Raw genomic sequence first — 26,808 nt, forward strand, 5'->3', positions numbered from 1 at the left:
TCTTTCTGCCGGTCTCGCATGATCGCCGGGCAAACCGGGACAAACCGCGAAAACCAGGATGGAGGCTGTTTCAGCGACTGCCCCTCAATATCCTCATGAGAAGACAATGATAGCGGTTGCAGATCCAAAGCCCAACACAGTTTTTCAGCGAAACGAACTCACCCGCCCGGAAACACCACAGCGATACATACGCATTCACCCATCACGAATATTTTTGCGTATCATGTTTGTATTGCACCGACCCGCCCACTCCTCTTCAGGTGTGAAAATCGGGTGACGGATCACACAGTTTCAAAATTTCATAGTGGGAAAATTGGCCTCGAATACTTCCGGCTTTCGCGAACTTCGGAAAACGTCAACCCGCCGTCACGGATCTGCAAAAATAACCAGACGCGCCCGGGTTGCTTCAAGAACACGCGCAAATCCGCCTTGAACGCTGCGAGATCGACGACTTTCAACGCCAAGCCGGTCGCGCCCTGCGCTCGCCGGCGAACGGCACGGTACACCATCCGAGCCAGTCAAAACGATGATCGACAGCAGTTTCGCGGAGTATTGCAGGCGCAACCGTCCCGGCCAAATGCACAGGAAAAAGTCGGGACAGATTATGTTTGCTTTGAAACCCAGGCGGTTGAAAGCCCGCGCAGGCCTGAAGAGCCCGAACAACAGGTCGGTCAGCCACGTGCAGTCGGGGTGACGGCCGCGCCGGCCCAACGAACTGGCCGCGTCGACCTGGCTCGGCGTTGAGAAGTTGATTGCCTGCCACGTCAGAGACAACAAAAATCACCCTAATTCAATATATGAAAAAATCCAATTAAAATATTGTTATAATTATTATATATGAAATATCTATCGTTTGCGCTCAAGCCGTCCGGCCCGACTTTTTTATAAAGGAATCTCTGCAACCAACTGACATAAATCTTCAATTTAAACGGATGTCAGATCGCGAAAGCATTCCACGACATGTTCGGCAAAGGCATCCGTTGCTTTCCCGGCCTTGTCGCCTTCCTTGAGGATCAAATGATAATCGCCGATCTCCGGCAGACCGTGGCGTTCATCCAGACGCTGCAGCGGGGGCGCGATCACGCTGGCGGGAAAAGGCGCCACAGCCAGGTCGGCCAGCAGGGCGGCTTCCTGCCCGGCACTGTGAAAGCTCTGATAGGCAATGCGGTAGGGATGCTCTGATTTGTCGAGAGCGATCCGCGCCGCCTTGCGCCAGGGGCATCCCGAGATGGAAAACGCGAGCGGCAACGGGTCACGACTGTAGGCAACGCCGCCCTCGAGCCCGGCCCAGGCGAGCGGCTCGGTATGGACGATCTCGCCGCCACGCGCGAGATCGCTGTCGGTGCGGGCCGTGTAGAGGATCAGGTCGAGTTGGCGCTCCTTGAGCTTCTGGAGCAAATGCGGACTGCCATCGAGATGCACATCCACATTCACGCCAGGATGTGACCTTGCAAATCGCGTCAGGATGTTGGGCAGAAACCGGGTTCCGAAATCCGATGGCGCCCCGAAACGAACCTCGCCTTCGATCTCCGGCGAGCGAAACAGCGCAACCGCCTCGGCATTGAGCATCAGGATCCGCCTTGCGTATCCAATCAGCGCCTCGCCCTCCGCGGTCAGGCGAACGGCGCGGCCCTCGCGCGCAAACAGGGAAACGCCAAGGATGGTTTCCAGTTTCTTTATTTGCATTGACACAGCTGAAGGGGTTCGACCAACAACTTCGGAAGCCCTTGAAAAGCTTCCTGTTTCCGAGATTAGCAGAAACGTTCGATAAAGGTCGGTCTCGATCAGCGGCGTGCCTTTTCCCGGCACGATATCCACAACTGGCCTCCATATGGCTCACATCAATCAGATTGACCTAACACATAAGATCTTTTTGTTTGATTGATAGGTCGAATACGCACATATCCCGTGTATCGCAACCGGCCGAGGGCTGGTGCGTGGCCCGAAAAAACGAGCACTCAGGAGAGCGCAATGTCCTATCTGACCAAAGTCCTCGGCAATGCTTTTGGCGTTGCTTCCCGCGTCCACCCCCTTCATGTCGCAGACAAGGATCCGCGTACGCTGTCCGATCTCGGCTTTGCCGGCGATGACGCCAACCGCGCCCGCTTCGGCTCGTTCCGTTTCGGTGAGCCGGGCGCCTCGCAGGCCGCCCGCCTCGGGGTCAACGGCCGCTAGCCAGCCCTCTCAAAGGGCCCAACTGCTATAGAAAGACCGCCGGGCGACGCCGCCCGGCGGTTTTTTGATTTGTCGTGTGCACGCTCAATCCGGCAAAGCCGCAAGCATCGGATAAAGTGCGCGATAGCGTTCTTGCGCGGCCGCATAGGCCGAAATACCCTTGTCCTTTGGTCGAAATGCAGCAGTGATCGGCGGCCTCGGAAAGGACGCCTTGGTAACCGCCGCCCGAGCAAGCCTCGCCGCCCCAACTGCCGCACCGAAATCACCATGCGCCGGGCGGTCAATCTCACACGCCAGAACATCCGTCAGGATCGACAGCCAAAGGTCGGAGCGGGCACCGCCACCGATAGCCGTGAGACGACTGATCCGCGTCCCGGCCTGCTCCAGCGCATCCTTGCAATCACGCAGTCCAAAGGCAATGCCCTCCAGAACGGCAAGCGCAAGATCCGCCCTGCCGACACCGCGCTCAAGCCCGATAAAGGCACCGCGCGCAGCCGGGTCATTGTGCGGCGTTCTCTCTCCCGACAAATAGGGAAGGAAAACAACCGGAGACGGCCCCGGCCGTTCGTGCCGCAGGTGGTCGGCTTCCGCAACCAGCGTGGCGGCATCGCTGCCTGTGAGTCCGGCCAGCCATTCGAGACTGTCACTCGCCGCCAGCATGACCCCCATCTGATGCCACATGCCCGGCAGCGCATGCGCAAAGGCATGCACCGCCCCTGGCGCATGAGGACGATATCCATCGGTGGCGGCGAAGAGCACACCGGACGTGCCGAGCGACAAAAAGGCGTCTCCTTGAGAAATCACGCCGAGCGCGCAGGCGCTTGCCGCATTGTCGCCTGCCCCTCCCGCAACGACGGGGGATCCCGACAGCCCCCAGCGATGACAAAGCTCGCGCCTAACCGTGCCCGACACCTCCGTTCCCTCGACAAGGGAAGGCATCTGCGCCGACGACAGGCCGCAGGCGTCCAGGAGGTCATGTGACCAGGCCCGCTTCCCGACATCGAGCCACAGCGTCCCGGACGCATCCGACATGTCGGAGACGGCTTCGCCCGTCAGCAACAGCCGGATGTAATCCTTGGGCAGAAGAACCCGTGCGATCCGTTCAAACACCTCCGGTTCATGCTTGCGCACCCACTCCAGCTTGGGCGCGGTGAAACCCGGCATGACAAGATTGCCGCCAATGCCGCGAAAGTCGGCCCGACCTTCAAGCTCGGCGCATTCCTCTTGCGAGCGCCCGTCGTTCCAAAGGATCGCGGGTCGCAAGACGTCATTGGCCGCATCAAGCAGGGTCGCGCCATGCATTTGTCCGGACAGGCCAATGCCCGTCACCTCCTCCATTTTAACCGGATGAGACCCGCACAGCGTGTCAAGTGTCGCACAGACCGCATGCCACCAGTCGCGCGGGTCCTGCTCCGACCAGCCGGGGCGAGGGCGCGAAAGCACAAGGCGCTCACTGGCGGAGACGACAACGTCCCCAGCCTCGCCGGTGAGCACCGTCTTGACGCCGGATGTCCCGATGTCGATCCCGAGATGCATGCCCGTGCCCTTCCCGGTTACGGCCACCCTTCGCGGCCCCGTCAGTCGATGGCGGTCGACCGCAGCTTCTTGGTCGCGCCGCGTTGCTTTTTTGCCTTCAGCCGCCGCTCCTTCGACCCTTTGGTCGGACGTGTCGCCTTGCGCGGTTTGGGACGCTCGAACGCCTTGCGCACAAGCGCCGCAAGGCGCTGCATCGCATCCTCACGATTGCGCTCCTGGCTTCTGAACCGGTCAGACTGAATCAGGATTTCGCCGGAGAGCGTCAGCCTGCTGCCCGCCAGCCTCGCAAGCCGTCGTTTCACGTCGTCCGGCAGGCTGGTGTTTTCCGAGAATTGAAAACGCAACTGAACCGCGCTTGCGACCTTGTTGACATTCTGTCCTCCCGGGCCGGACGCCCGGATGAAGCTCTCGGAAAGCTCGCTTGCGGGAATGATGTAACCGCGCCCGACATCGAGCCCGTCTTGTCGTCCTTCACTCATGTGACCTGTTTCGCATGACCGGACCCGACATGCCATAACTCCCGTCAAGAAACTGGCACGCCGCCGCCGTCATCTGCGACACAGTGGAAAAGGCGGACGGCAGAGACTTTTTTCTGAAGCGCGCGGGTGCTAGATCGAAGGAACCTCCACGACGAGCCACAGGTATTTTCGTGACCCCTTCCCGCGACATCAAGCGTCTGATCGAGATCATGGCCGCCCTGCGGACCCCGGACACCGGCTGCCCCTGGGATCTGGAACAGACCTTCGAGACGATTGCGCCCTATACCATCGAGGAAGCGTATGAAGTGGCCGATGCCATCCATCGCGGCGACCCGGTCGACCTGCGGGAGGAATTGGGCGATCTCCTGCTTCAGGTCGTGTATCACGCGCAAATCGCGACCGAAGACGGCAGCTTCACGTTCGGTGACGTTGTGGAAGAAATCACCGCAAAGATGATCCGCCGTCATCCGCACGTGTTCGGGGACGAGATCGCGCGTTCCGCCGGCACGGCCAAGGGGGCGTGGGAGCGCATCAAGGACCAGGAAAAGACGGCGCGAGCGAGCGAGCGTGCAAGGCTCGGCCTTGATGACGAAATGCCCGGGTACCTGGATACGATCCCGTCCCTCTTTCCGGCGTTGACGGAGGCGGAAAAGCTTCAAAAGCGAGCATCGCGCGTCGGTTTCGACTGGGGAGCTCCTGGCCCGGTCCTGAACAAGATTCGCGAGGAAATCGATGAACTTGCCGAGGAAATGGCCGCTGCGGAACCGGGCATCCAAGGAGACCGGATCGAGGACGAGCTCGGCGACCTGATCTTTGCCGTTTCCAATCTTGCCCGGCATCTCGACATCGATCCGGAGGCTGCGCTCAAACGCACAAACCGGAAGTTCCGCAGCCGTTTTTCCGCGATCGAACACGAAGCGGCGCAACAGGGTCGCCCCCTGGAAAGCCTGACATTGGAAGAAATGGAAGCGGCTTGGCAGGCGGCCAAACGCTTGCCCGATTGACCATGGCCGACGCGAAGCCAACGCAGGCGGCAAACGCCATCTGTGCGAATTTGGCGCCGGGAGGGTGCGCTTAGTCCGTTTCCCCCACCGGTTCGAGCCGCCCGCGAAACCGCTCCATCACTTCGCCCTTGCGCCGCTCCGCGACACGGATGCGGAAGTGACACAGCATTTCCGCGTCCTGTCTCTCCAAAACATCGGTATTGCGGTGCAGCCAGGCAACTGCCTCGCCGTCGTCTGCGGGAAGGTTCACGTCGAAGACGACGCTGCCGGACGAGAGTTCCATCTCGATGCGCGCAAGCAGGTCATCCATTCCCGCGCCCGTGTGCGCCGAGACGCTGACCGCCTCCTGCCCCGCCCCGTTGGCGTCGAGAAGTCCGTCCCGCCGTTCAGCCGGCAGGAGATCGATCTTGTTCCAGACCTCGAGGATATTGACCTCCCGGTCTTCTCCCAACCCGAGTAATTCCAGCGTGGTCGTCACGTCCGCAGCCTGGGCCTGGGTGTCCTCATGCGAGATGTCGCGCACATGCAATACCAAATCCGCTTCGGTGACTTCCTCCAGCGTCGCTCGGAAGGCCGCGATCAGATGGGTCGGCAGGTCCGAGATAAAACCGACTGTATCGGAGAGAATGATTTCGCGGCCGTGCGGAAGCGCGACCCGGCGCAAGGTCGGGTCCAGCGTTGCGAACAACAGATCCTTGGCGAAGACATCCGAGCGCGTCAACCGGTTGAAGAGCGTTGATTTGCCCGCGTTCGTATAGCCGACAAGCGCAACGACGGGCTGCGGCACCTTCTTGCGCTTGGCGCGGTGCAACTCGCGGGTCCGGCTGACCTGCGCCAGTTCGCGCTCCAGTCGCGTGATCCGCTCCTGGATCAGCCGTCGATCCGCCTCGATCTGGGTTTCGCCCGGCCCGCCGATGAACCCAAGCCCGCCGCGCTGGCGTTCAAGGTGGGTCCAGGACCGAACAAGTCGACTTTTCTGCCACTTCAGATGCGCCAATTCGACCTGAAGCGTGCCTTCGGCGGTGCTCGCCCGTGCGCCGAAAATCTCTAGAATCAGACCGGTGCGGTCGAGCACCTTGCACTTCAGCGCCTTTTCCAGGTTGCGCTGCTGGATCGGCGTCAACGGGTGGTCGACAATGAGGAGCTCGATCTCCTCGACCTCCACGATCGTTGCAAGTTCCTCGACCTTGCCGCTGCCAAAAAGCATGCCCGGCTTCGGCGTCGCAATATTGACGATTCCGGACGAGACAATTTCGAGCTCAATGGCCGCCGCAAGACCTATGGCCTCTTCCAGCCGCGCCTCCGGCGACCGGCGCTTTGCCACGCCGCTCTCGCCACGATGAGTGAGAACCGGCACCACGACGGCCGCCCGCGCACCCGAGGTGCCGCGCGGGTCGTCGAAAGCGTGATCCGACGCAATTTCAGTCTTGCGATCCGTTTTTGGCCGTTCCTGGGTCTTCAATCAGCTCGCCGCCTTTTCATCCGCCTCGTCGCCCGGATCGAATAGCTGAACCGGAGTATTTGGCATCACCGTCGAGATCGCGTGCTTGTAAACAAGCTGGGAGTGTCCATCTCGCCGCAGCAATACGCAAAAATTGTCAAACCATGTTACAACACCCTGTAACTTCACGCCATTGATCAAGAAGATCGTAAGCGGCGTCTTTTGCTTCCGGACATAGTTCAGAAAAGTATCTTGAAGATTCTGTGCGCGGTCAGCCATGTTTTATTATTTCCTGCATTCGCCTGGTCGTTCTACTGCGCTTCGCTTGTGGTTCGGCGGAAACACCGGTCGCCTGCCCCGACGACATGGGTCGATCCGCCATTGAGCGGGTCCGCGAACCTGTAATACGGTTCCCGGACTCTGACCGAGAGTCTATCCTATCCGGATTTGATTTTCTGCCGGTTTTTGTCTGCATCGCAGCGCAAAAAACTGACAGACCCCACGGTCGCCGCACCCGTCACGACGTGCTGATGGTCCCAGCCCGACATGACAGCGAATCTCGCCGGCACGCCACCCGATCTAGACCGGATCCATCTCGCTAACGTCGTGAAACTGCTGACGAAGCTCCCGGGACAATTCCCCCGGGTACCCGTTTCCAATTGCCGTATCGTCAATTCGAACCACTGGCATCACGAGTGTGGAAGCTGCGGTGATGAAGGCCTCCTTTGCCTCCTTTGCTTCTTTCACGGTAAACGGCCTTTCGTCAAAGGACAAACCGTTTCGTGCAATCATATCAAGAACAACCTGTCGCGTGATGCCTTTGAGAATTCCATGCTCCGCCGGACGGGTCACAAGCGTGTTGTCCTTGGTGACGATCCATGCATTGGTTGATCCGCCTTCGGTGACGAACCCGTCTGCATCGACGAACCAGGCCTCCTTGGCCCCCGCCTCTTTGGCCTTTTGTTTGGCCAGAACATTCGGCAGCAGCCCGACTGTCTTGATATCGACGCGGTCCCAGCGGTTCTCCGGCACGGTGATCACGCCAACGCCCGTTTCCGCGCCCCTGTCGCCCGTCTCGGGCGCAACGTTGCGCGCGGTGACCACCAAAGCCGGCGGCGTATCGGGGGACGGAAAAAAGTGATCCCGGCGCGCGACGCCGCGAGTGACCTGGAGATAAACGAAACCGCTGCGCACGCGGTTGCGACGAAGCACCTCGCGCATGACTTGAGACAGCGCGGCCCGCGTCATCGGCATACGGATCGAGAGTTCCCGAAGGGACCTTTCAAGTCGGTCGCCATGACGGCGTTCGTCGACGATCTGTCCGCGCCAAACCTCGCAAACCTCATAGACGCCGTCCGCAAACTGATAGCCGCGGTCCTCGATATGCACCGCAGCTTCGGCGTGGCGGACATAGCGTCCATTGACATAGGCAATTCGTGACATCGCTGATCCGGTCCTTGTATCCGGGGAGTGACAACCTGTGACCGGTTGCACCGGTCTCGGGCTCTCCGTCCATATTGAGGCGTATCAGAAAAATTCCAGACTGACGCGGAACATCTGTTCGACCTGTCGCACGCGTTCCGCAATCGCGAAAAGAACGACGCGGTCATGGGCGCGGATGATCGTGCTGCCGTCCGGCGTGATGACCGCACCGTCGCGAAAGATTGCACCGACCCGAATTCCATCCGGGAGTTCGGTGTCGCGCAGCGGCTTGCCGACAAGCGGAGATGTTTCCAGCGCTTCAGCCTCGATCACCTCGGCCGCACCGTTTTGCAGCGCGTGAACCCCGCGGATCCGTCCCCGGCGCACATGCTGGAGGATCTTCGAGATCGTGACCTGGCGCGGATTGACGAAAGCGTCGATCCCGAGCGCATGCGCAAAGGTCGGGTAGCTCGGATTGTTCAGGAGCGACAGGTTGCGCTTGCAGCCGAGCTTCTTGGCCATGACGCATGAAAGAATGTTGACCTCATCCTCGTTCGTGAGGGCAATCAGCGTGTCGGCGTCCTGGATATCGGCTTCCAGCAACAGGTTCTGGTCGAGCGCGCTGCCGTGCAGGATCACGGTGCGCTTCAGCGTATCCGCGATGCTGAGGGCGCGCTCGCGCGAGTGTTCGACGATCTTGACCTTGGCCTTCGACTGGCGTTGTTCGAGCGTATGCGCAACATAGTGGCCGATGTTGCCGCCGCCGGCGATCACCACGCGCGTTGCTTCCGGTTCCTCGTGCCCGAAAATCGCGAGTGTGCGCCGTACCCGGTCGCGACGCGCGATCACATAGACCAGATCGTCGACGAGAAGCGTGTCCGAGCTCTTTGGAACGAACAGGTGATTGCCGCGAAAAACCCCGGTGACCACGGAGCCGAGATCGGGGAACAGCTCGGTCAGCTGGCGCAGCGGCGTGTTGACCACCGGGCAGTCTTCCTGGCAGACGACGCCAACCACGACCACCTGGTCGTCTGCAAAGCGCACAGTTTCCACCGCGCCTGGCAGTGCGAGGCGCCGGAGCACCATCTCGCCGACCTCGATTTCCGGAGAAATGATCACGTCGATCGGCATGTTGTCACGCGAGAACAGGTCGCTCCACTGCGGCCTGAGGTAGCTTTGCGCGCGCACACGAGCCACCTTGGTAGGGACCTTGAACAGGGAATGCGCCACCTGGCACGCCACCATGTTGACCTCGTCATACAAGGTGACGGCGATCAGCATGTCCGCCTGATCGGCTCCGGCCTGTGCCAGCACGTCGGGATGCGCGCCATGTCCGACAAAACCGCGCACGTCGAGCGTGTCGCGGATCACGTTGATCAGTCGCGGCGACGAATCGATAACGGACACGTCGTTCTGCTCCGCTGCAAGCTTTTCGGCGATACCGTAACCGACCTGGCCGGCGCCACAAATCACCACTCTCATGGCCTGGGTTCCTTCATCGCGTGCCGTGGCGCGGGCGCCGTGGCAGTCCGTTCGCGCCTGATGTGGTGGCGTCGAAACACGGCCTGTGCGGGCGACGCTCGCCAACACCTATTCCCAATTCGAAAACCACACCGGAAACATAAACCTGCTCGTCGCATTTCTGAATCTGACGGTCGTCCCGGACACGCCGGCACCCGCGCCGATCGTCCGATACGGGTGATTATGACAGTCCTAGCGACTTGAGCTTTCGATGCAAAGCGGAGCGTTCCATTCCCACGAATTCCGCGGTACGCGACACATTGCCACCGAAGCGCTTGATCTGCGCCTGCAGGTAATCGCGTTCGAAAAGCTCGCGCGCGTCGCGCAACGGAAGGGCCATCAAATGCTCTCCGCCACCGTTTGTCGGCAGGTTCGGTGCATCCGCACCGATCTCGCCCGGCAGCAGGTCCGCCGTGATCACCGCGTCCGGGTCGGCCCGTGTCAGGATCATCAGCCGTTCGACATTGTTGCGCAACTGGCGCACGTTGCCCGGCCAGTCATGTGCCTGGAGCACGGCCATCGCGTCCTCGCCGATGCGGCGGATCGGCAGGCCGGAACTGAGCGAAATCTGTTCCATGAAAAACTGCACGAGTTCCGGAATATCCTCCCGGCGGTCGGCAAGCGCCGGCACATGCAGCGGAACGACGCCCAGCCGGTGGAAGAGATCCTCCCGCAGGCGACCGTCGGAAATCTCCTGCTCCAGATGGCGGGCGCTCGACGACAGAATGCGGATGTCGACGCTCACCTTGCCTGCTCCGCCGACCCGGGAAAAGGTCTGGTCGACGAGCACCCTCAGGATCTTTCCCTGGGTGCCATGGGGCATATCCGCCACCTCGTCGATGTAGAGCGTCCCGCCATGCGCCTCTTCCATCGCACCGATCTTGCGGATTCGTCCGTCCTCACCCTCGATGCCGAAGAGTTCTTCCTCCATGCGTTCCGGGGTGATGGTTGCGGCATTGATCACCACGAAAGGGCTTTTCTCGCGCTGCGAAGCGGCGTGAATCGTTCGGGCGGTCAGTTCCTTGCCGGAACCCGACGGACCCGTGATCAGAACACGGCTGTTGGTTGGTGCGACGCGTTCAATGGTGCTGCGCAACTGGCCCATGGCGCTGCTCTTGCCAAGCAGGTCCAGAGCATCGGAACTGCGCTGCTTGAGCTGGCGGATCTCCCGGCGCAACGACGAGGCTTCGAGTGCGCGTTCGGCAATCAGGACAAGCCTGTCTGCCTTGAACGGCTTTTCGACATAGTCGTAGGCGCCGCGCTTGATCGCGGAAACCGCCGTTTCGATATTGCCGTGGCCGGAGATGATGACGACGGGAAGGTCGGGATCCTGTTCCTTGATCACATCCAAAAGGTCGAGGCCGTCGAGCCGGCTGCCCTGGAGCCAGATATCGAGCACCACCAGTGACGGACGGCGTTCCTGGATCGCGGCAAGCGCCTTGTCGCTGTCGGATGCGGTGCGGGTGTTGTAACCCTCGTCATCGAGAATGCCCGCGATGAGATCGCGAATATCGGCTTCATCGTCGACTACCAGAATATCATACGCCATCTGTCGCAACCGTTTCCGATGTTGTTGGGGCCTGATCCGCCTCGGCAGCAATGGCCGGCACGGCATCGAGCGCAAGCGTGAGCCGTACCGTGGCACCACGCCCGCCGGACGGGTCCGCGGGATCTTCGGGAGCATCGAGCAACTCGATGCCTCCGCCATGTTCTTCCAGGATCTTCTTCACGATCGCCAGACCAAGGCCTGTGCCCTTTTCCCGCGTCGTCATATAGGGCTCGAGCAGCCGCTGCCGGTTTTCTACAGGCAATCCGATGCCATTGTCGGTGATGTCGATCACCACTTTGCCGTCGCTCTGTGCCAGGTGAATGTCGATACGTCCGTCCGCCACCTGCTCCTTGGGAAGCGCCATGACGGATTCCGTCGCGTTCTTGATCACATTGGTCAGCGCCTGGCCGACAAGTCGCTGGTCGAACCGTGCCTTCACGGGGTCATCCGGCAGATCCGTCCTGATCGATATATCGGGATTGGCCACCCCTTGCAGGAATGCCGCCTCGCGCAAGGTGGTGCGAAGGTCGGAGACCTCCATCGTCGGCTTGGGCATGCGCGCAAAGGACGAAAACTCGTCGACCATCCGGCCGATGTCCCCCACCTGACGGATGATCGTGTCGACGCATTGGTCGAAAACACCCCGATCCTCGACGATCACCTTCCCGTAACGACGGCGGATCCGCTCCGCCGAAAGCTGGATCGGCGTCAGCGGGTTCTTGATTTCATGGGCAATCCGCCTTGCGATGTCGGCCCAGGCCGACGTGCGCTGCGCGGTGACGAGATCGGTGATGTCGTCCAGCGTGACGACGAAACCGTGTTCGCTGCGGGTGGACTGTTCACTGGTCACGCGCACGTTGACGGTGCGTTCCCGGCCATGGCGGTGCAACGACACCTGCGTTTCACTCATCCGGTCGTCCGCACGCGCCAGCACATCCCCGACGATCCCCGCCAACTCCGGCACCGCTTGCGCCAGCGGTTCGTCAAGCAGTACGCTTTCGCTGACCCCGACGAGCGACAATGCAGACCGGTTGACCAGGGTGATCCGTCCGCTGTCGTCAACGCCGATGACGCCGGCCGTCACGCCCGACAGCACGGCCTCGGTGAACCGACGGCGGCGGTCGATCTGGTCGTTGGCGGCCAGAAGTGCGTCGCGTTGCCCGCGCAGCTGAGCCGTCATGTTGTTGAAGGTCGCGCCCAGATTGGCGAGGTCGCCGGCCGATTTGTCGGTTTCAACCTGGACATAGAGGTTGCCCTTGGACACCTGGTCCGCCGCCCCGATCAACCGCCGGATCGGAGCAACCAGCATGTTTGCGAACCCGAAGCCGATCCAGATCGACGACAGCAACAGCACCAGCGTGACGCCGGTATAAACGAGCGCGAAGGCCACCTGGACCCCGAACCGGCTTTGCTCCATGCGCGTGTACTGGTTCGCCCCCTCCTCCGCCAGGCGCATGTAATCAACCACGCGCTTGTCCATCGCGCGCGTCACGTAGAGATACATGTCGTCATAGGCCGAGAGCTTCATGACGCCGCCGACGAGGTTGGAAACCCCCGGCGCGATGATCACCGGCTCCCCCCCGTCCGCCTGATTGAAGGCCTGATTGGGCGGAAGGAGCACGTCCATGTCCGGGTTGACGATGATCCGTGTGATGACCGTCCCGTCGGACTTCATCAAAAACGCGCCGAGCAGCGCCCGCAAGGATGTTTGCGTCTGGAAAAAGGAATCGAAGCGCGTGGGCTCGAACTCGTAGACGGCCTTTGCCCGATCAATGTCGTTCGCCATGGCGATCAGGTCGCCACGCAGGACACGCGCGTGTTCCTGAAGATAAGCCTGTGCCACGGTCAGGGCATTGTCGATGATCAGACGCGTGCGGTCCTCGAACCACCGGTCGAGCCCCCGATCCAGGGTGATTGTCGCCAGGATCGCGACGAGAATCGCCGGAACGGCGGCAACGAAGCTGAACAGCGTGACGATCCTGCCGTGCAGCCTTGCCGCGGCCCGGCCCCGCCGGCGGGCCTGCCAGAGCGACAGCAGTTCCAGTGCGATCAGCAACACAAGGGCGGCCACCAGAATGCCGTTGATCACCATCGCGATCTGGGCCACCGGGCCGTCTGGGGGAATTGGCGTCACCCCCATCAACAGGAAAAAGGTGAAGGTGATCGAGATCAGCGATACGACGACAAGCACAAAGCCAAGCCGGCGGACACGCAGCCCCGTTCGGCCATGGTCTGCCTGACTGGCTGTCGCGCTGGTTCGTTCGGCGGTCAAGATTGGGCAACCATCATCTGGAATCGGCCCATGCGGGACCGGCGCAAAGATGCGGCACCCTTACCACACATTGTTGCCAAATTACGACAGACAGATTGCAACGTGATTGCCGCGCGACACCGGGCGCCATCTCATCTGTTTGCCCGGATCACCTGCACATCGAGATCCCGGATCTTTTTGCGCAGGGTGTTGCGATTGACGCCGAGGAGTTCAGCGGCCTTGATCTGATTGCCACGGGTGGCGGCCAGCGCCGCGCCGATCAGCGGATATTCCACTTCCCGCAGAATCCGATGATAAAGGCCGGGTGGCGGCAACGCGTCGCCGAATGCCTGGAAGTACGTGTTGAGATAGCGTTCGACCGACCCTGTAAGATCGACGGTCCCGTTCTCCTCTTCATCGGGCAGGGAAGCCGGCTGGCTCAACTCCTGATCGATCAGGGCGGCGGAAATCACATCCTGCGGATAGAGGGCCGACAGACGACGCACGAGGTTTTCCAGCTCCCGCACATTGCCCGGCCATCGGTAGTGACGCATGCGGTCGATCGCGGCGTTCTCGATCTGCTTCGACGGAAGACCTTCCCGGTCCGCAAGCGTGAAGAAATGGCGTACAAGATCGGGAATGTCCTCGATGCGCTCGCGCAGCGGCGGAAGGCGGATCGGCACCACATTGAGCCGGTAGTAGAGATCCTCGCGAAACAGGCCCTGATTGATCAGTTGGCGCAGGTCCTTGTTTGTCGCCGCCACGATGCGCACATCGGTGCGGATCGGCACCCGTCCGCCGACGGTCGTGTATTCGCCCTGTTGCAGCACGCGCAGCAGGCGGGTCTGCGCTTCCATCGGCATGTCGCCGATTTCGTCAAGAAACAGCGTGCCGCCGTCCGCCTGCTCGAACCGTCCGGCCGAGCGCTGCTGCGCGCCGGTGAAGGCGCCCTTCTCGTGGCCGAACAGCTCCGCCTCGATCAGGTCGCGCGGAATGGCCGCCATGTTGATGGCGACAAAGGGACCGTTGCGCCGCTTGCCGTAGTCATGCAGCGCGCGCGCCACCAGTTCCTTGCCGGTACCGGACTCGCCGTTGATCATCACCGACAGGTCGGTCTGCATCAGCCGCGCCAGAACCCGGTAGATCTCCTGCATCGCGGGAGACCGGCCGATCAGCGGTATGTTCTCGCCGCCGTCATCGGGAGCATCGACCTGTGCACGTTTCGGCTCCGACAGTGCGCGACTGACGATGCTGGTCAGTTCCTTCAGGTCGAAGGGCTTGGGCAGGTACTCGTAAGCCCCCTTCTCCGATGCGCGGATCGCCGTCATGAAGGTGTTCTGCGCGCTCATCACGATGACCGGCAGATCCGGACGCATCTTCTTGATGCGCGGCAATACGTCGAAGGCGTTTTCATCCGGCATCATCACGTCGGTGACCACGAGATCGCCGTCGCCGGAACTGATCCAGCGCCACAGGGTCGTTGCATTTGAGGTCAGCCGAACAGTGTATCCCGCCCGCGACAGCGCCTGGTTGAGCACTGTGCGGATCGCGGCATCGTCGTCGGCGACAAGAATGGTACCGGTCGGCATGTTTTCGGGTTCCCCGGTGTCGGATCTCGTAACGTCAGGTCAGGTTTCGTCTTGTGTCGCATAGGCCGGCATCAGGATGCGGAAGACCGTCCGCCCCGGCTGGCTGTCGCATTCGATCACGCCGCCGTGGTCGCCGATGATCTTGGCGACAAGCGCCAGACCGAGCCCCGATCCGTTCGCCTTCGTCGTCACGAAGGGATCGAACAGATGCGGCAACAGGTCCTCCGGCACGCCTGGGCCACTGTCGCGCACACAGAATTCAAGCGGCAGGCTGACCCGCTCCCGCGATCCCGGCACCGACAGGCGAATTCCCGGCCGGTAGGCCGTCGTCAGCGTGATCTCGCCGCCCTGTCCGCCGGAAACCGCCTCGGAGGCGTTTTTCAAGAGGTTTAGGAACACCTGCACCAGCTGGTCGCGGTTGGCGAAAACGAGGGGCAATGAGGGGTCGTAATCGACATTGATCGTCACGTTGCGGGCAAACCCGGAGGACGCCAGCCGCTGCACGTGATCGAGCACCACATGGATGTTGACCGGCTCGCGTTCGATCGGGCGTTCGTCGGAAAACACCTCCATCCGGTCGACCAGCTTCACGATCCGGTCGGCCTCGTCCATGATCAGCCGGGTCAGCGCCCTGTCCTCGTCGGAGGCTGCCCCCTCAAGCAACTGCGCCGCGCCGCGAATGCCCGACAGCGGGTTCTTGATCTCATGCGCAAGCATCGTGGCCAGGCCTGAAACGGTGCGCGCGGCCCCGCGCGAGGTCAGCTGGCGGTCGATCTTTTCCGCCATTCCGCGTTCCTGCAGCATCAGGACGACCGACCCCGGAGAATCGGCGACGGGTGCGGCGATGATATCGACGATCTTTTCTGACCCGATCCTCGGCGAGCCGATGTCGACCTTGTACTCGTTGACCGGCGCGCCACGGTCGCGCACCTGCGAGATCAACAGCAGCAAGGGACTGCCGAAGGGCACGAAATGCGACATGGGGTGGCGGCGCAGGACTTGCGCGCTGGCGCGAAAGAAGCTCTCCGCCGCCATGTTCGCCTCGACCACGCGCCCCTGCGGATCGATCAACAGGAGGGGGTGCGGCAAGGCATCGAGAATGGGCGTGGAGGACGTCCCGGATCGAACCCCGGAGTGCATCGATGCATCGCTCATGCGGCCGCCTCCTGGCCTTCCTGCAGGATCCAGCTACGCAATGAGCTCAGGACGAACCTGGCATCCTGCGACGTCAGCACCGCCTTGCGAAGCGTTCCCGGCATGGCCGGCGACGTGTCGTCCAGGTACCAGGCGACGTGTTTGCGCGCGAGCTTCAGACCCTTCTCAGGGCCATAATGCTCAAGCATCGTCTCGACATGCTCGCACACGAGATCGGCGAGCACAGCGCCCTGAGGCGTTTCAACGGCGATGTCACCGGCCAGCACCGCGCCGATCTGTCCGGCAAGCCAGGGACGCCCGTAGGAGGCTCGGCCAATCATCACCGCATCCGCGCCCGAACGGCGCATCATCTCGCGGGCATCCTCCGCAGAGTGGCAATCCCCGTTGGCGACGAGCGGCACATTGATGCGCTCGCGAACGGCCCGAATCGCATCCCAGTCGGCCGTGCCCTTGTAGAACTGACAGCGCGTGCGGCCATGCACCGTGATCATGCTGACGCCCGCGTCTTCGGCGCGCTTGGCAAGGTCCGGCGCATTCAGGCTGTCGTGATCCCAGCCAAGCCGCATTTTCAGCGTCACCGGAACCGACACCGCCGCGACAGTCGCCTCGATCAGGCGAAGCGCATGATCGAGGTCGCGCATCAGCGCCGAACCGGAATACCCCGACGTCACCTTTTTGGCCGGACAGCCCATGTTGATGTCGACGATATCCGCGCCCGCGTCTTCCGCAAGACGCGCGCCGGTCTCCATCCAATGTGCTTCCCGGCCGGCCAGCTGCACCACATGCAGGGCCCCGTCAACGCCTTCGCTGCGCAGTCTGGTCTCCGGGTCGCCGCTCGCCAGTTGCTCGCAGGCCACCATTTCCGACACCACCAGACCGGCCCCAAAGCGCTGCGCAAGACGGCGGAACGGCAGATCCGTTACCCCGGACATGGGCGCGAGAAAGGCTCGGTTCGGCACGGCGATCCCGCCGATCTCCATTTCAGCCCCCAAGAATGCCGCGTCGTTTTTGCTCATATGATGTGCACTTTCCATTGTGCCTATAGAATAGACATCCGCCCTGCTCTCGCAAGTGACAATTTCAGGTCCCGCACATAAGCCTTGAGATCACCGGTGGAAAGTTTCAAAACGCAGGCACGCCTTGCTAGCTGGGACAGCGCCTGTATGTCGACCGAATCCGCCTCACCGCCAAAGCGCGAAATTCCAGCCAGAACAGCCGCGCTGGTGGTCGCCGCGGGGCGTGGGTCCCGCGCGGGGCACGGTGATACACCAAAGCAATACCAATTGATCGGCGGCGCCCCCGTCCTTGCCCGAACGCTCCACGCGCTTGACTGCGCCGGCACCATAGATGCGATCCAGGTGGTGATCCACCGCGACGACATGCCGCTTTATGAGGCCTGCATGGCCGGGCTTTCGCTCGCCTGCACGTTGCTTCCCCCTGCCATAGGCGGCGAAACCCGGCAACGATCCGTTCTTCTTGGCCTGCGTGCCCTTGCCCAGCATGTCCCGGATCGCGTTCTGATCCACGATGCGGCACGGCCCTTCGTGACCAAGGCCGTGATCGATGCAACCCTGCAAGCCCTGGCCCGGGGCGATACCGGCGCCATCGCATCGATTCCCGTCGTCGATACGCTGAAAAGCACAAGCTTCGGCACAAACCGTGTCGATGAAACGGTCGACCGGGAACAGCTGCGCATTGCCCAAACGCCGCAGGGTTTTCGGTTCGACACGATCCTTGCGGCCCATGAAGATGCCGCACGCGGCGGGCCGGGTGATCTCACCGACGATGCGGCCGTCGCCCAATGGGCCGGCGAGACGGTCCGCTTTGTTGCCGGCGATCCGGCGAATGTGAAAATCACGACGGCGGAGGACCTGATGCAGGCCGACCGGAAACTGACCCTCGAAAACTGGGCGGCCCGCGGCGACATCCGCGTCGCCAGTGCCTACGATGTGCATGCCTTCGAGGCGGGCGACCACGTGATGCTCGGTGGCATCGAGATCGCCCATGGCAAGGCGCTGAAGGGTCATTCCGATGCGGACGTCGTCCTTCACGCGCTGACAGATGCCATTCTCGCCACTCTGTGCGACGCCGACATCGGCCACCATTTTCCGCCCTCTGATCCGGCCTGGCACAAGGCGTCCTCGGATCGTTTCCTGGCCTTCGCCGCAGATCGTGTGCGCGAACGCGACGGCGCGATTGCGCATCTCGACACAACGGTCGTCTGCGAGGAACCCAAGATTGGCCCGCACCGCGAGGCCATGCGCGCGCGGATCGCCGAAATCTGCGGCATCCCGCTTTCGCGTGTCTCGGTCAAGGCGACCACATCGGAGAGCCTGGGCTTCACCGGGCGCGGCGAAGGCATTGCCGCCCTTGCTTCCGCGACGGTGCGCCTGCCCTTTTGTCCCGACGAAACGGATTGAGCAAGATCATGACCGACCTGACGTCCCTGATGCCGGCCGCCGTGTCCCTCGTCTCGGAGTTCACACGCACCGGCCGGATGGTGGCCACCGCGGAAAGCTGCACCGGCGGCCTGATTGCCGCGGTCCTGACGGAAGTTCCCGGGTCCTCCGCCGTCGTCGAACGCGGTTTCGTGACCTATTCGAATGAAGCGAAGACAGAGCTGCTGGCAGTGCCCGAAGAGCTGATCGCGGACAAGGGCGCGGTAAGCCGAGAGGTCGCGATGGCGATGGCCTCCGGCGCGCTCGCCGCCTCGCGGGCGGATGTCACCGTTGCCGTGACAGGCATCGCGGGGCCCGGCGGCGGATCGCCGGAAAAACCGGTTGGGCTGGTGCATTTCGGCTTTGCCGCCAAAGGAAAACCCGCATCACACGAGGAGCACCGCTTCGGAGATCTGTCTCGGGCCGAAATCCGCCTGGCGACGGTCGCCGTCGCTCTGGCAGGTCTTTCAAAATTGAACGACTAGAAAAACCTTGCCTTCACCAGCAAAGCAATCTCCCTGAACAGACTAAGAAATTGGCAATATTGACCAGGGCATCATGCAGCGTTGCAGAAGGAAAATACTATGCGTGCGTTGCAAGTTGCCACCATCATCCTCTCCATTGTCCCCGCAACAGCGATTGCGGGAGAATTTCATATGATTTCCCGCCAATCGGATGGAACATTCGTTTCCAGTCACCGCGTTTTCGACCGCAACAGCGCGTCGCTTCACGAAATCGCCTTGTGCGGCCGCGCCTATTTCGCCCGTGCCGCGACCGTGGCCTGGATGAATTACGAGGCGGAGGAAGGGCGCGACGTCGGGCTGGAGTTCAACGGCGGAAACGGCTGGTTCCGCGTGTGTGAAAACCCGGATCGACAAGTCAAGCTCGCCGACATCGGCGTCACGGAAGACAATGTGACCGTCATGCGCGCAAGTGACGAGGCCACGAGACGGCGTCAGCGCTTCGTCAACATCAAGGATGCCTTTTCAGGCTTTGCCAATTCCGGGCGTAAAGCACCCTCATACCATGGCCGCTAGCGGCCATGGATATCATCGCACCCGTCAGCCGCCACCATAGACGACATCCGCGCGCGCCTCGAAGGCATCCGAGAATTTCCGGAACGCACGGTCGAACATCGCCGACATCAACGCACTCAGGGCGCGATTCTTGAATTCATAGGAAATGTAGAAACCGATCTCGCTGGTGTCCTCCCCCAGCGGGCGGAAGGTCCAGTGGTTCTCCAGATGTCGGAACGGGCCGTCGAGGTATTCCACCAGAATGCGATCCGCGTCCGGTTCCAGCGTGACACGGCTGGTGAAGGTCTCCCGGAACAGCTTGTAGGACACCGTCATGTCGGCGACGAGGATTTCGCGGCCGTCGTCGAGCGCCTTGCGCCCCCGCACGTGGAGGCTCTCGCACAGGGGAACAAACTCCGGATATTTTTCGACATCCGCAACGAGGGCGAACATGTCGGCTGCGGAATGATCAACCTTGTGAAGGGTCTTGAAAGACGGCATCGGCACTCACGACGTCACGATGGGTCAAACGGCACCCGGAAGCCGCGATTGCGGCCGTCCCGGCGCCTCGGATGATTGGATGGCGACGAAAGGCGCGATCTGCCCGAGCGATGGAACGCTGCGCAATCAAGCCGCTCCCTGCACGCCCAGCTTGGCGTCCCGCGCACGCCGCAAATCGAGGAAATCCTCACCGGCATGATGCGACGAGCGCGTCAACGGGCTGGCGGAGACCTTCAGGAAGCCCTTGGCATAGGCGATCTTCTCATAGGCCTTGAACTCGTCCGGCGTGACGAAGCGGTCAATCGCATAGTGCTTGGAGCTCGGCTGCAGATACTGGCCGATGGTCAGGAAGTCCACATCGGCGGAGCGCAGGTCGTCCATCAGCTGGAGCACCTCGTTGCGCTCCTCGCCAAGCCCGACCATGATGCCGGACTTGGTAAACATCGCCGGATCAAGTTCCTTGACCTGCTGCAACATCCGGATGGAGTGGAAGTAACGTCCGCCGGGCCGCACCGCCAGGTAGTTCGAGGGCACAGTCTCCAGATTGTGATTGAACACATCGGGCCGCGCTTCAACGACCGTTTCGACCGCGCCCGGCTTGCGCAGGAAATCGGGGGTCAGAACCTCGATGGTCGTATCCGGCGAGCGATTGCGAATGGCCGCGATCACGTCCGCGAAATGCTGCGCGCCGCCGTCGTCGAGGTCGTCCCGGTCGACGGAGGTGATCACGACATGCTGCAACTCCATCGTCGCCACCGCTTCGGCAACACCGATCGGCTCGTTGGGGTCCACGGGACCAGGCATGCCCGTGCGCACATTGCAGAATGCGCAGGCGCGAGTGCAGGTGTCACCAAGGATCATGAAGCTTGCGTGTTTCTTCGACCAGCATTCGCCGATGTTGGGACAGCCGGCTTCCTCGCACACGGTGACGAGATTGTTGCTGCGCACGACCTCTTGTGTCTCGCGATACACGGGCGACGTCGGCGCCTTGACGCGGATCCACGCCGGCTTGCGCTGGATCGGATTGTCGGGCCGATGCGCCTTTTCCGGGTGACGGGGGCGCGGGGCGTCGCCCTTCTCGGGCGAGACTGTGTCGAGGATCGTAACCATGGTCCCTAACTGTCGTTGTTGAGGAGAAAGGTCAAGAGTTTCACTGCATGTCAGCCTTGCGTCTGGCGCGGCAATGCGTGGCGCGAGAGCGCCGCGCGCGCGGCGTCGGAAAAGGGCTGCGACCTGCGCGCGGCCTGGTTCAACTGGACAATGACCGTCCGGGCTTTCGCGACGGGCATTCCGTCTTCCTTGCAAACGAGTTGCACAAGGGTCATCGAACTGCGCCCGATCTCGACAATTCCAGTGCCGACATCGACATGCCCCGGCCAGAAAAGCTCCGCCATCAGGTCCAGTTCCAGCCGCACCAACGCGAATGCACAACCTTCGTCCGCAACCGGCGCCGCGCTGTCGTAAAACAGCGCCACACGCCCGGCTTCGAGCATTTCGGAAAAGACCGCGTTGTTCACGTGGCCCTGGCGATCGGTGTCGCAATAGCGCAGCTTCTCACGCACCCGCGCCGGAAAGCTGTCGAGCGAGAGCGGTTCATCCATCGCGCCGTCCTCGCGCGGCTGAGGCAAGTCTCACCGTCATCCCCTGATCTTGCGCCAGAGGAAAAGAAGCAGAATCGCACCGACCGTCGACAACACCAGCTGATCGATGAAGCCGCCCGAGATGTTGAGCCGCAGGATTTCCGCGAGCTTGCCACCGACAAGCGCGCCGATCAAACCGACCACCAGGCTTCCCAGAAATCCGCCTCGGCCGCCGAGAACGCGATAGGCAACAGCGCCCGCAATCAAACCGATGATGATCCACATGATCAGGCCCATCGCTCAGTCCTTTCAGGAGATCGGTATCGGGAACGGGTCGCCGCGCACCCGCGCGACGCCCATGACGTTGATGAATGTCCGGCCGGAACATACCAGCCAAGCACTATAAGCCCTCCGCGTCAGGCAAGGAGCCGCGCGACAAAAACAACGACGATCGCGCCAACCGCCGCAACGACGATCTGATTGACGATTGGATTGCCGAGACTGACGTTGATGCCGGCAAAGCTGAACAGGAACCCGCCAACAAATGCGCCGATCAGGCCGGTGATCAGATAGCGGACCAATCCGCCTCCGCCGAGCACGAGGCTGGCCAACCAGCCCGCGACCAAGCCGATAACGCACCAGATCAGAATGTTCTTGATGTCCATATCGAAGTCCCCCTTTTTGAGTTTCCGCGCCGAGCGCCGGGCTTAGCGTAGAGATTCTTCCAGACAACTCAAGCGACAGCGTTCGTTCCGCACGCCATGCAACGTGTCCCCTGGCTCACGCGTTCAGCACACGGCCATAGGCGTCGAGCACGCTTTCCTTCATCATCTCCGACAGCGTCGGATGCGGGAAGATCGTGTGCATCAACTCTTCCTCGGTGGTCTCCAGGTTCATGGCGACGACAAACCCCTGGATCAGCTCGGTCACTTCCGCGCCGACCATATGCGCGCCGATCAACTCGCCCGTCTTCTTGTCGAAGATCGTCTTGATCATGCCGTTGTCCTCGCCAAGGGCGATGGCCTTGCCGTTGGCATTGAACGAATAGCGCCCGACACGGACCTCGCGGCCCTGTTCCTTGGCTTTGGCTTCCGTCAGGCCGACCGAGGCGACCTGAGGATTGCAATAGGTGCAGCCCGGAATCAGGTTCTTGTCCATCGCATGAACGTTTGGCAGGCCGGAGATCTTCTCGATGCAAATGACGCCCTCATGCTCCGCCTTGTGGGCGAGCATCGGCGGGCCGGCGACATCGCCGATGGCATAGACGCCCGGAATGTTCGTCTTGCCGTAGCCGTCGATGACGATGCAGCCGCGATCGGTCTTGACGCCGAGCTCTTCCAGGCCAAGCCCCTCGATGTTGCCCTGCACGCCGACGGCGGAGATCAGCTTGTCGGCGGTGATCGTCTGCGTCTTGCCGTCCTTGGTCTCGACATGGGCGGTGATCGAATTCCCGGCCTTGTCCACCTTGGCGAGCTTGGCCTCGGTCATGATCTTGATGCCGCGCTTCTCCAGCGCCTTGCGCGCAATCGCGGAGATCTCGGGGTCTTCCACCGGCATCACCTGCGACATCACTTCGACGACGGTCACCTCCGTACCCATCGAGCGATAGAAGGAAGCGAATTCGATACCGATCGCGCCCGAGCCCATGACGACGATGGTTTTCGGCAGCGTGTCCGGCTTCATCGCCTCGAAATATGTCCAGATCAGCTTGCCGTCCGGCTCGATGCCGGGCAGCGCGCGCGGCCGCGCGCCCGTCGCAACGACGATGTGTTTGGTGGTGTAGGTGCCCTCGCCCTTCACGGTCTTGGGAACCGGGTTCTGCGGCTCGACGGCGGGCTTGGAGGGTTTGCCGACGACGACCTCGCCAGGCTTCGTCAGTTTCGCCTCGCCCCAGATCACGTCGATCTTGTTCTTCTTCATCAGGAAACCGATGCCGCCGTTGAGGCGCGCCGAAACGCCGCGCGAGCGCTTGACCACGTCCTTGACGTCGGCGGTCATCTTGCCCTCGAGCGTCAGGCCGAAGCTTTTTGCGTGATTGGCGTGATCGAGGATTTCGGCGGAACGCAGCAGCGCCTTCGTCGGGATGCAGCCCCAGTTGAGGCAGATGCCGCCCAGGTGCTCGCGTTCGACGATGGCGGTTTTCATGCCCAGTTGAGCCGCCCGGACGGCGGCGACATAGCCGCCCGGTCCCGAGCCGATGATGATCACGTCATATGACGTCGCGGTCATGAAGTCCCCTCCAGATGGATCGTTGGAGCTGCTGCGAGCAGGCCGCGCGCTCCTAAAATACCGGCAAGCCTTGAAAAGATGCGGCGCGCGTCACGTCCGCGCGCCGCACGACAATTACACCAGCATCGACATCGGGTTTTCGATGTACTGCTTGAAGGCGGCGAGAAGCTCCGCCCCGAGCGCGCCGTCGACGGCTCTGTGATCGGTGGAGAGCGTGACCGTCATCACCGTGGCGATGGCGAGTGCATCGTCCTTGACGACGGGGCGCTTCTGGCCCGCGCCGACGGCCAGGATCGTCGCATGCGGCGGATTGACCACCGCCGCGAAGTCCTTGACGCCCATCATGCCCATGTTGGAGACCGCCGTGGTGCCGCCCTGATACTCTTCGGGCTTCAGCTTCTTGGCCTTGGCGCGGGCCCCCATGTCCTTCATTTCGTTGGAGATGACCGACAGCGGCTTCATTTCCGCACTGCGTACGATCGGCGTGATCAGACCGCCCGGGATCGACACGGCGACGCCGACGTCGGCGTGTTTGTGCTTGACCATCGCCTCGTCGGTCCAGGACACATTCGCGTCCGGAACGTCGCGAAGCGCCAGCGCCAGCGCCTTGATGGTCATGTCGTTGACCGACAGCTTGTAGGCGGGCTTGCCCTCCTTGTCGCTCGGAGCCGCCGCATTGAGTTGGCCGCGAAGGGCCAGCAGGGCATCCAGTTCGCAATCCACCGAGACGTAGAAATGCGGAATGGTCTGCTTGGATTCCTGCAGGCGGCGGGCAATCGTCTTGCGCATGCCGTCGTGCGGGACGAGGTCGTAGGATCCGTCCTCGAAGTTCTTCAGCACCTGCTCGCTCGACGGACCCTTGGCCATTGCCGGGGCCTGTGCGGCGGCTGCGGCCTTGGGCGCCTCGGCGGCGGGAGCTGCGGCCTTGCCGGTGCCTTCTGACACAGCCTTGTCGACATCGCGCTTGACGATGCGTCCGTGCGGGCCGCTCCCCGTCATTGCCTTGAGATCGAGATCGTTCTGCGCGGCAAGCCGACGCGCCAGCGGCGAGGCGAAGATCCGCCCGCCGTCGGAGGCGGCCGGCGGCGGCGGCGCCTTGGCAAGCTCGGGCGATGCGGCCGCAGGCACCGGTTTGGCGTCAGCCTTGGACTCCGCCTTTTCCGGTTCCCGCTTGGCTTCCGCCTTCGGACCGCCGTTGTCGTTGCCAATGCCACTGCCGGCGCCCTCGAGCGCGGACGCATCCTCGCCCTCTTCCAAGAGCAGCGCGATCACCTCGTTGACCTTCACTCCTTCGGTGCCCTCGGAAACGAGGATCTTGCCGACGGTTCCCTCGTCGACGGCTTCCACTTCCATGGTCGCCTTGTCAGTCTCGATCTCCGCTATCACGTCACCGGAAGTGACGCTGTCGCCTTCCTTGACCAGCCATTTGGCCAGATTGCCCTCTTCCATGGTCGGAGACAGGGCAGGCATCAAAATCTTGATCGGCATCGTCTGTCCCTCGCCTCAGTCCGTGTAGGTGACGGTTTTCACCGCTTCGATGACATCCGCGACCGTCGGCAGCGCCAGCTTTTCCAGGTTGGCGGCATAAGGCATCGGAACGTCCTTGCCCGTCACCCGCACAATCGGCGCGTCGAGCCAGTCGAACGCCCGCAACTGCACCTGGAAGCCGATCTCGGAGGAAACCGAACACATCGGATAGGCTTCTTCCACCGTGACCAGCCGTCCGGTCTTTTTCACCGAGGCGATCACCGTGTCGATGTCGAGCGGGCGAATGCTGCGCATGTTGACGATCTCTGCCGAGATCCCCAGCGAGGCGAGTTCATCGGCCGCCTTGGTGGCATAGGTCATGCCGATGCCCCAGGAGACGATGGTGACATCGCTGCCCTTGCGCTCGATTTTCGCCTTACCGATGGGCAGGACGAAATCGTCCATGTCCGGGATCTCGAAGGACTGTCCGTAGAGGATCTCGTTTTCCAGGAAGACGACCGGATTCGGATCGCGGATCGCGGCCTTGAGAAGCCCCTTGGCATCGGCGGCCGACCACGGCTGCACCACCTTCAGGCCCGGAACATGCGCATACCAGGAGGCATAGTCCTGGCTGTGCTGCGCACCGACGCGGGCGGCCGCGCCATTGGCGCCGCGGAACACGATGGGCGCGCCCATCTGGCCGCCGGACATGTAGAGCGTCTTGGCGGCGGAGTTGATGATCTGGTCGATCGCCTGCATGGCGAAGTTGAAAGTCATGAACTCGACGATCGGGCGCAGGCCCGCCATCGCGGCACCGACGCCAAGCCCGGTAAAGCCGTGCTCGGTGATCGGCGTGTCGATCACCCGCTTGGCGCCGAACTCGTCCAGAAGCCCCTGCGAGATCTTGTAGGCGCCCTGGTATTCGGCGACCTCCTCGCCCATCAGGAAGACGTCCTTGTCGCGGCGCATCTCTTCGGCCATGGCGTCGCGCAGCGCTTCGCGCACCGTCGAGGTCTTCATCTCCGTGCCTTCGGGAATGTCGGGATCCTGCGCATCCTCGGGCGGGGGCGCGACCGGTTGGGCATGCACCGGCGGCAGACCGGTTTCCGGAGTGGCGTCGGAAGCCGATTCCGAAGCGGAAGCTTTCGGTTCGTCCGCATCGGCCTTCGGCTCGGACTTGGCCGGAGCGGAATCGAGGGAAGACGCATCCTCGCCCTCTTCCAGCAGAAGCGCGATCACCTCATTGACCTTCACGCTTTCCGTGCCTTCGTCGACGAGGATCTTTCCGATGGTCCCCTCGTCGACGGCCTCGACCTCCATCGTCGCCTTGTCGGTCTCGATCTCGGCGATCACATCACCGGCAGTGACGCTGTCGCCTTCTTTCTTCACCCATTTCGCCAGGGTGCCCTCTTCCATTGTCGGCGAGAGGGCCGGCATCAAGATTTCAATCGGCAT

25 protein-coding genes are annotated in these 26,808 nt (G+C 62.1%); 5 read left to right on the plus strand and 20 right to left on the minus strand.

The window, feature by feature from the left end:
* Nucleotides 1-924 precede the first annotated feature (924 nt).
* On the minus strand, nt 925-1,818 hold the full coding sequence (locus tag BLU32_RS07985; RefSeq protein ID WP_093805954.1) for a LysR substrate-binding domain-containing protein: 894 nt from the start codon (nt 1,816-1,818) through the stop codon (nt 925-927).
* A gap of 153 nt (nt 1,819-1,971) precedes the next feature.
* Here BLU32_RS07985 and BLU32_RS07990 point away from each other — a divergent pair, with 153 nt between their 5' ends.
* The gene (locus BLU32_RS07990; protein ID WP_093805956.1) at nt 1,972-2,175 is read left to right on the plus strand and encodes a hypothetical protein; all 204 of its coding nucleotides are present in this window, start codon (nt 1,972-1,974) and stop codon (nt 2,173-2,175) included.
* A gap of 84 nt (nt 2,176-2,259) precedes the next feature.
* Here BLU32_RS07990 and xylB read toward each other — a convergent pair whose 3' ends face one another.
* Both xylB and arfB read right to left on the minus strand, forming a co-directional pair.
* A complete protein-coding gene (gene xylB / locus BLU32_RS07995) occupies nt 2,260-3,711 on the minus strand; it encodes a xylulokinase (RefSeq protein WP_093805958.1) in 1,452 nt (483 codons plus the stop codon).
* Between the two features lie 41 nt (nt 3,712-3,752).
* Nucleotides 3,753-4,190 (minus strand): alternative ribosome rescue aminoacyl-tRNA hydrolase ArfB, encoded by a 438-nt coding sequence (arfB, locus tag BLU32_RS08000; protein WP_093805960.1) that lies wholly within the window; start codon nt 4,188-4,190, stop codon nt 3,753-3,755.
* A 170-nt stretch (nt 4,191-4,360) separates the two neighbouring features.
* On the opposite strand from arfB, the gene mazG reads away from it, so the two are divergent.
* On the plus strand, nt 4,361-5,194 hold the full coding sequence (mazG, locus tag BLU32_RS08005) for a nucleoside triphosphate pyrophosphohydrolase (protein WP_093805962.1): 834 nt from the start codon (nt 4,361-4,363) through the stop codon (nt 5,192-5,194).
* 70 nt (nt 5,195-5,264) lie between these two features.
* Here mazG and hflX read toward each other — a convergent pair whose 3' ends face one another.
* From hflX to dusB, 9 genes are all read right to left on the minus strand, one after another.
* On the minus strand, nt 5,265-6,656 hold the full coding sequence (hflX, locus tag BLU32_RS08010; protein WP_093805964.1) for a GTPase HflX: 1,392 nt from the start codon (nt 6,654-6,656) through the stop codon (nt 5,265-5,267).
* Entirely contained in the window at nt 6,657-6,914 is a 258-nt protein-coding gene (hfq, locus tag BLU32_RS08015; protein WP_093805966.1) for an RNA chaperone Hfq, read from the minus strand.
* A 300-nt stretch (nt 6,915-7,214) separates the two neighbouring features.
* The gene (locus BLU32_RS08020) at nt 7,215-8,078 is read right to left on the minus strand and encodes a D-amino-acid transaminase (RefSeq protein ID WP_093805968.1); all 864 of its coding nucleotides are present in this window, start codon (nt 8,076-8,078) and stop codon (nt 7,215-7,217) included.
* An 84-nt stretch (nt 8,079-8,162) separates the two neighbouring features.
* Nucleotides 8,163-9,539, minus strand: a complete 1,377-nt coding sequence (trkA, locus tag BLU32_RS08025; RefSeq protein ID WP_093805970.1) for a Trk system potassium transporter TrkA — start codon at nt 9,537-9,539, stop codon at nt 8,163-8,165.
* Nucleotides 9,540-9,759: 220 nt separating this feature from the next.
* A complete protein-coding gene (locus BLU32_RS08030) occupies nt 9,760-11,127 on the minus strand; it encodes a sigma-54 dependent transcriptional regulator (protein ID WP_093805972.1) in 1,368 nt (455 codons plus the stop codon).
* Nucleotides 11,117-13,399, minus strand: coding sequence for a PAS domain-containing sensor histidine kinase (locus tag BLU32_RS08035; protein ID WP_208976995.1), 2,283 nt, complete (start codon nt 13,397-13,399; stop codon nt 11,117-11,119). Before BLU32_RS08035 ends, BLU32_RS08030 begins: the two co-directional genes overlap by 11 nt.
* 131 nt (nt 13,400-13,530) lie before the next feature.
* A complete protein-coding gene (gene ntrC / locus BLU32_RS08040) occupies nt 13,531-14,967 on the minus strand; it encodes a nitrogen regulation protein NR(I) (protein ID WP_093805974.1) in 1,437 nt (478 codons plus the stop codon).
* Nucleotides 14,968-15,006: 39 nt separating this feature from the next.
* Complete coding sequence (locus BLU32_RS08045) at nt 15,007-16,122, minus strand: nitrogen regulation protein NR(II) (RefSeq protein WP_093805976.1); 1,116 nt, start codon at nt 16,120-16,122, stop codon at nt 15,007-15,009.
* Complete coding sequence (dusB, locus tag BLU32_RS08050) at nt 16,119-17,138, minus strand: tRNA dihydrouridine synthase DusB (protein ID WP_093805978.1); 1,020 nt, start codon at nt 17,136-17,138, stop codon at nt 16,119-16,121. The genes BLU32_RS08045 and dusB overlap by 4 nt, the downstream gene beginning before the upstream one ends.
* Nucleotides 17,139-17,285: 147 nt before the next feature.
* Here dusB and BLU32_RS08055 point away from each other — a divergent pair, with 147 nt between their 5' ends.
* The 3 genes from BLU32_RS08055 to BLU32_RS08065 all read left to right on the plus strand — a co-directional run bounded on the left by BLU32_RS08055 (nt 17,286) and on the right by BLU32_RS08065 (nt 19,597).
* Nucleotides 17,286-18,542, plus strand: coding sequence for a bifunctional 2-C-methyl-D-erythritol 4-phosphate cytidylyltransferase/2-C-methyl-D-erythritol 2,4-cyclodiphosphate synthase (locus BLU32_RS08055; RefSeq protein ID WP_093805980.1), 1,257 nt, complete (start codon nt 17,286-17,288; stop codon nt 18,540-18,542).
* Nucleotides 18,543-18,550: 8 nt separating this feature from the next.
* Complete coding sequence (locus BLU32_RS08060) at nt 18,551-19,045, plus strand: CinA family protein (RefSeq protein WP_093810753.1); 495 nt, start codon at nt 18,551-18,553, stop codon at nt 19,043-19,045.
* 171 nt (nt 19,046-19,216) lie between these two features.
* Nucleotides 19,217-19,597, plus strand: a complete 381-nt coding sequence (locus BLU32_RS08065) for a hypothetical protein (RefSeq protein ID WP_157727572.1) — start codon at nt 19,217-19,219, stop codon at nt 19,595-19,597.
* A 24-nt stretch (nt 19,598-19,621) separates the two neighbouring features.
* On the opposite strand, the gene BLU32_RS08070 is transcribed toward BLU32_RS08065, so the two are convergent.
* From BLU32_RS08070 to BLU32_RS08105, 8 genes are all read right to left on the minus strand, one after another.
* Nucleotides 19,622-20,077 (minus strand): type II toxin-antitoxin system RatA family toxin, encoded by a 456-nt coding sequence (locus tag BLU32_RS08070; RefSeq protein ID WP_093805984.1) that lies wholly within the window; start codon nt 20,075-20,077, stop codon nt 19,622-19,624.
* 126 nt (nt 20,078-20,203) lie between these two features.
* Nucleotides 20,204-21,187 (minus strand): lipoyl synthase, encoded by a 984-nt coding sequence (lipA, locus tag BLU32_RS08075; RefSeq protein ID WP_093805986.1) that lies wholly within the window; start codon nt 21,185-21,187, stop codon nt 20,204-20,206.
* 50 nt (nt 21,188-21,237) lie between these two features.
* Nucleotides 21,238-21,678 carry a thioesterase family protein gene (locus BLU32_RS08080; protein WP_093805988.1) on the minus strand — a complete coding sequence of 147 codons (441 nt, stop codon included), beginning with the start codon at nt 21,676-21,678 and terminating at the stop codon, nt 21,238-21,240.
* 36 nt (nt 21,679-21,714) lie between these two features.
* Nucleotides 21,715-21,954, minus strand: a complete 240-nt coding sequence (locus BLU32_RS08085) for a GlsB/YeaQ/YmgE family stress response membrane protein (RefSeq protein ID WP_093805990.1) — start codon at nt 21,952-21,954, stop codon at nt 21,715-21,717.
* Between the two features lie 119 nt (nt 21,955-22,073).
* The gene (locus BLU32_RS08090) at nt 22,074-22,322 is read right to left on the minus strand and encodes a GlsB/YeaQ/YmgE family stress response membrane protein (protein WP_093805992.1); all 249 of its coding nucleotides are present in this window, start codon (nt 22,320-22,322) and stop codon (nt 22,074-22,076) included.
* A gap of 115 nt (nt 22,323-22,437) precedes the next feature.
* Nucleotides 22,438-23,886, minus strand: coding sequence for a dihydrolipoyl dehydrogenase (gene lpdA / locus BLU32_RS08095; RefSeq protein WP_093805994.1), 1,449 nt, complete (start codon nt 23,884-23,886; stop codon nt 22,438-22,440).
* Between the two features lie 114 nt (nt 23,887-24,000).
* Nucleotides 24,001-25,374 (minus strand): pyruvate dehydrogenase complex dihydrolipoamide acetyltransferase, encoded by a 1,374-nt coding sequence (locus tag BLU32_RS08100; protein ID WP_093805996.1) that lies wholly within the window; start codon nt 25,372-25,374, stop codon nt 24,001-24,003.
* A gap of 15 nt (nt 25,375-25,389) precedes the next feature.
* On the minus strand, nt 25,390-26,808 hold the full coding sequence (locus BLU32_RS08105) for a pyruvate dehydrogenase complex E1 component subunit beta (RefSeq protein WP_093805998.1): 1,419 nt from the start codon (nt 26,806-26,808) through the stop codon (nt 25,390-25,392).

The sequence above is a fragment of the Stappia sp. ES.058 genome (assembly GCF_900105595.1).
Classification (GTDB): domain Bacteria; phylum Pseudomonadota; class Alphaproteobacteria; order Rhizobiales; family Stappiaceae; genus Stappia.

Excerpts from the sequence above, each read along its gene's own strand:
- BLU32_RS07990 (WP_093805956.1), top strand. The coding sequence starts at position 1,972 with ATGTCCTATCTGACCAAAGTCCTCGGCAATGCTTTTGGCGTTGCTTCC.
- xylB (WP_093805958.1), bottom strand. The coding sequence starts at position 3,711 with ATGCATCTCGGGATCGACATCGGGACATCCGGCGTCAAGACGGTGCTC.
- arfB (WP_093805960.1), bottom strand. The coding sequence starts at position 4,190 with ATGAGTGAAGGACGACAAGACGGGCTCGATGTCGGGCGCGGTTACATC.
- hfq (WP_093805966.1), bottom strand. The coding sequence starts at position 6,914 with ATGGCTGACCGCGCACAGAATCTTCAAGATACTTTTCTGAACTATGTC.
- BLU32_RS08020 (WP_093805968.1), bottom strand. The coding sequence starts at position 8,078 with ATGTCACGAATTGCCTATGTCAATGGACGCTATGTCCGCCACGCCGAA.
- trkA (WP_093805970.1), bottom strand. The coding sequence starts at position 9,539 with ATGAGAGTGGTGATTTGTGGCGCCGGCCAGGTCGGTTACGGTATCGCC.
- BLU32_RS08030 (WP_093805972.1), bottom strand. The coding sequence starts at position 11,127 with ATGGCGTATGATATTCTGGTAGTCGACGATGAAGCCGATATTCGCGAT.
- ntrC (WP_093805974.1), bottom strand. The coding sequence starts at position 14,967 with ATGCCGACCGGTACCATTCTTGTCGCCGACGACGATGCCGCGATCCGC.
- BLU32_RS08045 (WP_093805976.1), bottom strand. The coding sequence starts at position 16,122 with ATGAGCGATGCATCGATGCACTCCGGGGTTCGATCCGGGACGTCCTCC.
- dusB (WP_093805978.1), bottom strand. The coding sequence starts at position 17,138 with ATGAGCAAAAACGACGCGGCATTCTTGGGGGCTGAAATGGAGATCGGC.
- BLU32_RS08055 (WP_093805980.1), top strand. The coding sequence starts at position 17,286 with ATGTCGACCGAATCCGCCTCACCGCCAAAGCGCGAAATTCCAGCCAGA.
- BLU32_RS08060 (WP_093810753.1), top strand. The coding sequence starts at position 18,551 with ATGACCGACCTGACGTCCCTGATGCCGGCCGCCGTGTCCCTCGTCTCG.
- BLU32_RS08065 (WP_157727572.1), top strand. The coding sequence starts at position 19,217 with ATGATTTCCCGCCAATCGGATGGAACATTCGTTTCCAGTCACCGCGTT.
- BLU32_RS08070 (WP_093805984.1), bottom strand. The coding sequence starts at position 20,077 with ATGCCGTCTTTCAAGACCCTTCACAAGGTTGATCATTCCGCAGCCGAC.
- lipA (WP_093805986.1), bottom strand. The coding sequence starts at position 21,187 with ATGGTTACGATCCTCGACACAGTCTCGCCCGAGAAGGGCGACGCCCCG.
- BLU32_RS08080 (WP_093805988.1), bottom strand. The coding sequence starts at position 21,678 with ATGGATGAACCGCTCTCGCTCGACAGCTTTCCGGCGCGGGTGCGTGAG.
- BLU32_RS08085 (WP_093805990.1), bottom strand. The coding sequence starts at position 21,954 with ATGGGCCTGATCATGTGGATCATCATCGGTTTGATTGCGGGCGCTGTT.
- BLU32_RS08090 (WP_093805992.1), bottom strand. The coding sequence starts at position 22,322 with ATGGACATCAAGAACATTCTGATCTGGTGCGTTATCGGCTTGGTCGCG.
- lpdA (WP_093805994.1), bottom strand. The coding sequence starts at position 23,886 with ATGACCGCGACGTCATATGACGTGATCATCATCGGCTCGGGACCGGGC.
- BLU32_RS08100 (WP_093805996.1), bottom strand. The coding sequence starts at position 25,374 with ATGCCGATCAAGATTTTGATGCCTGCCCTGTCTCCGACCATGGAAGAG.
- BLU32_RS08105 (WP_093805998.1), bottom strand. The coding sequence starts at position 26,808 with ATGCCGATTGAAATCTTGATGCCGGCCCTCTCGCCGACAATGGAAGAG.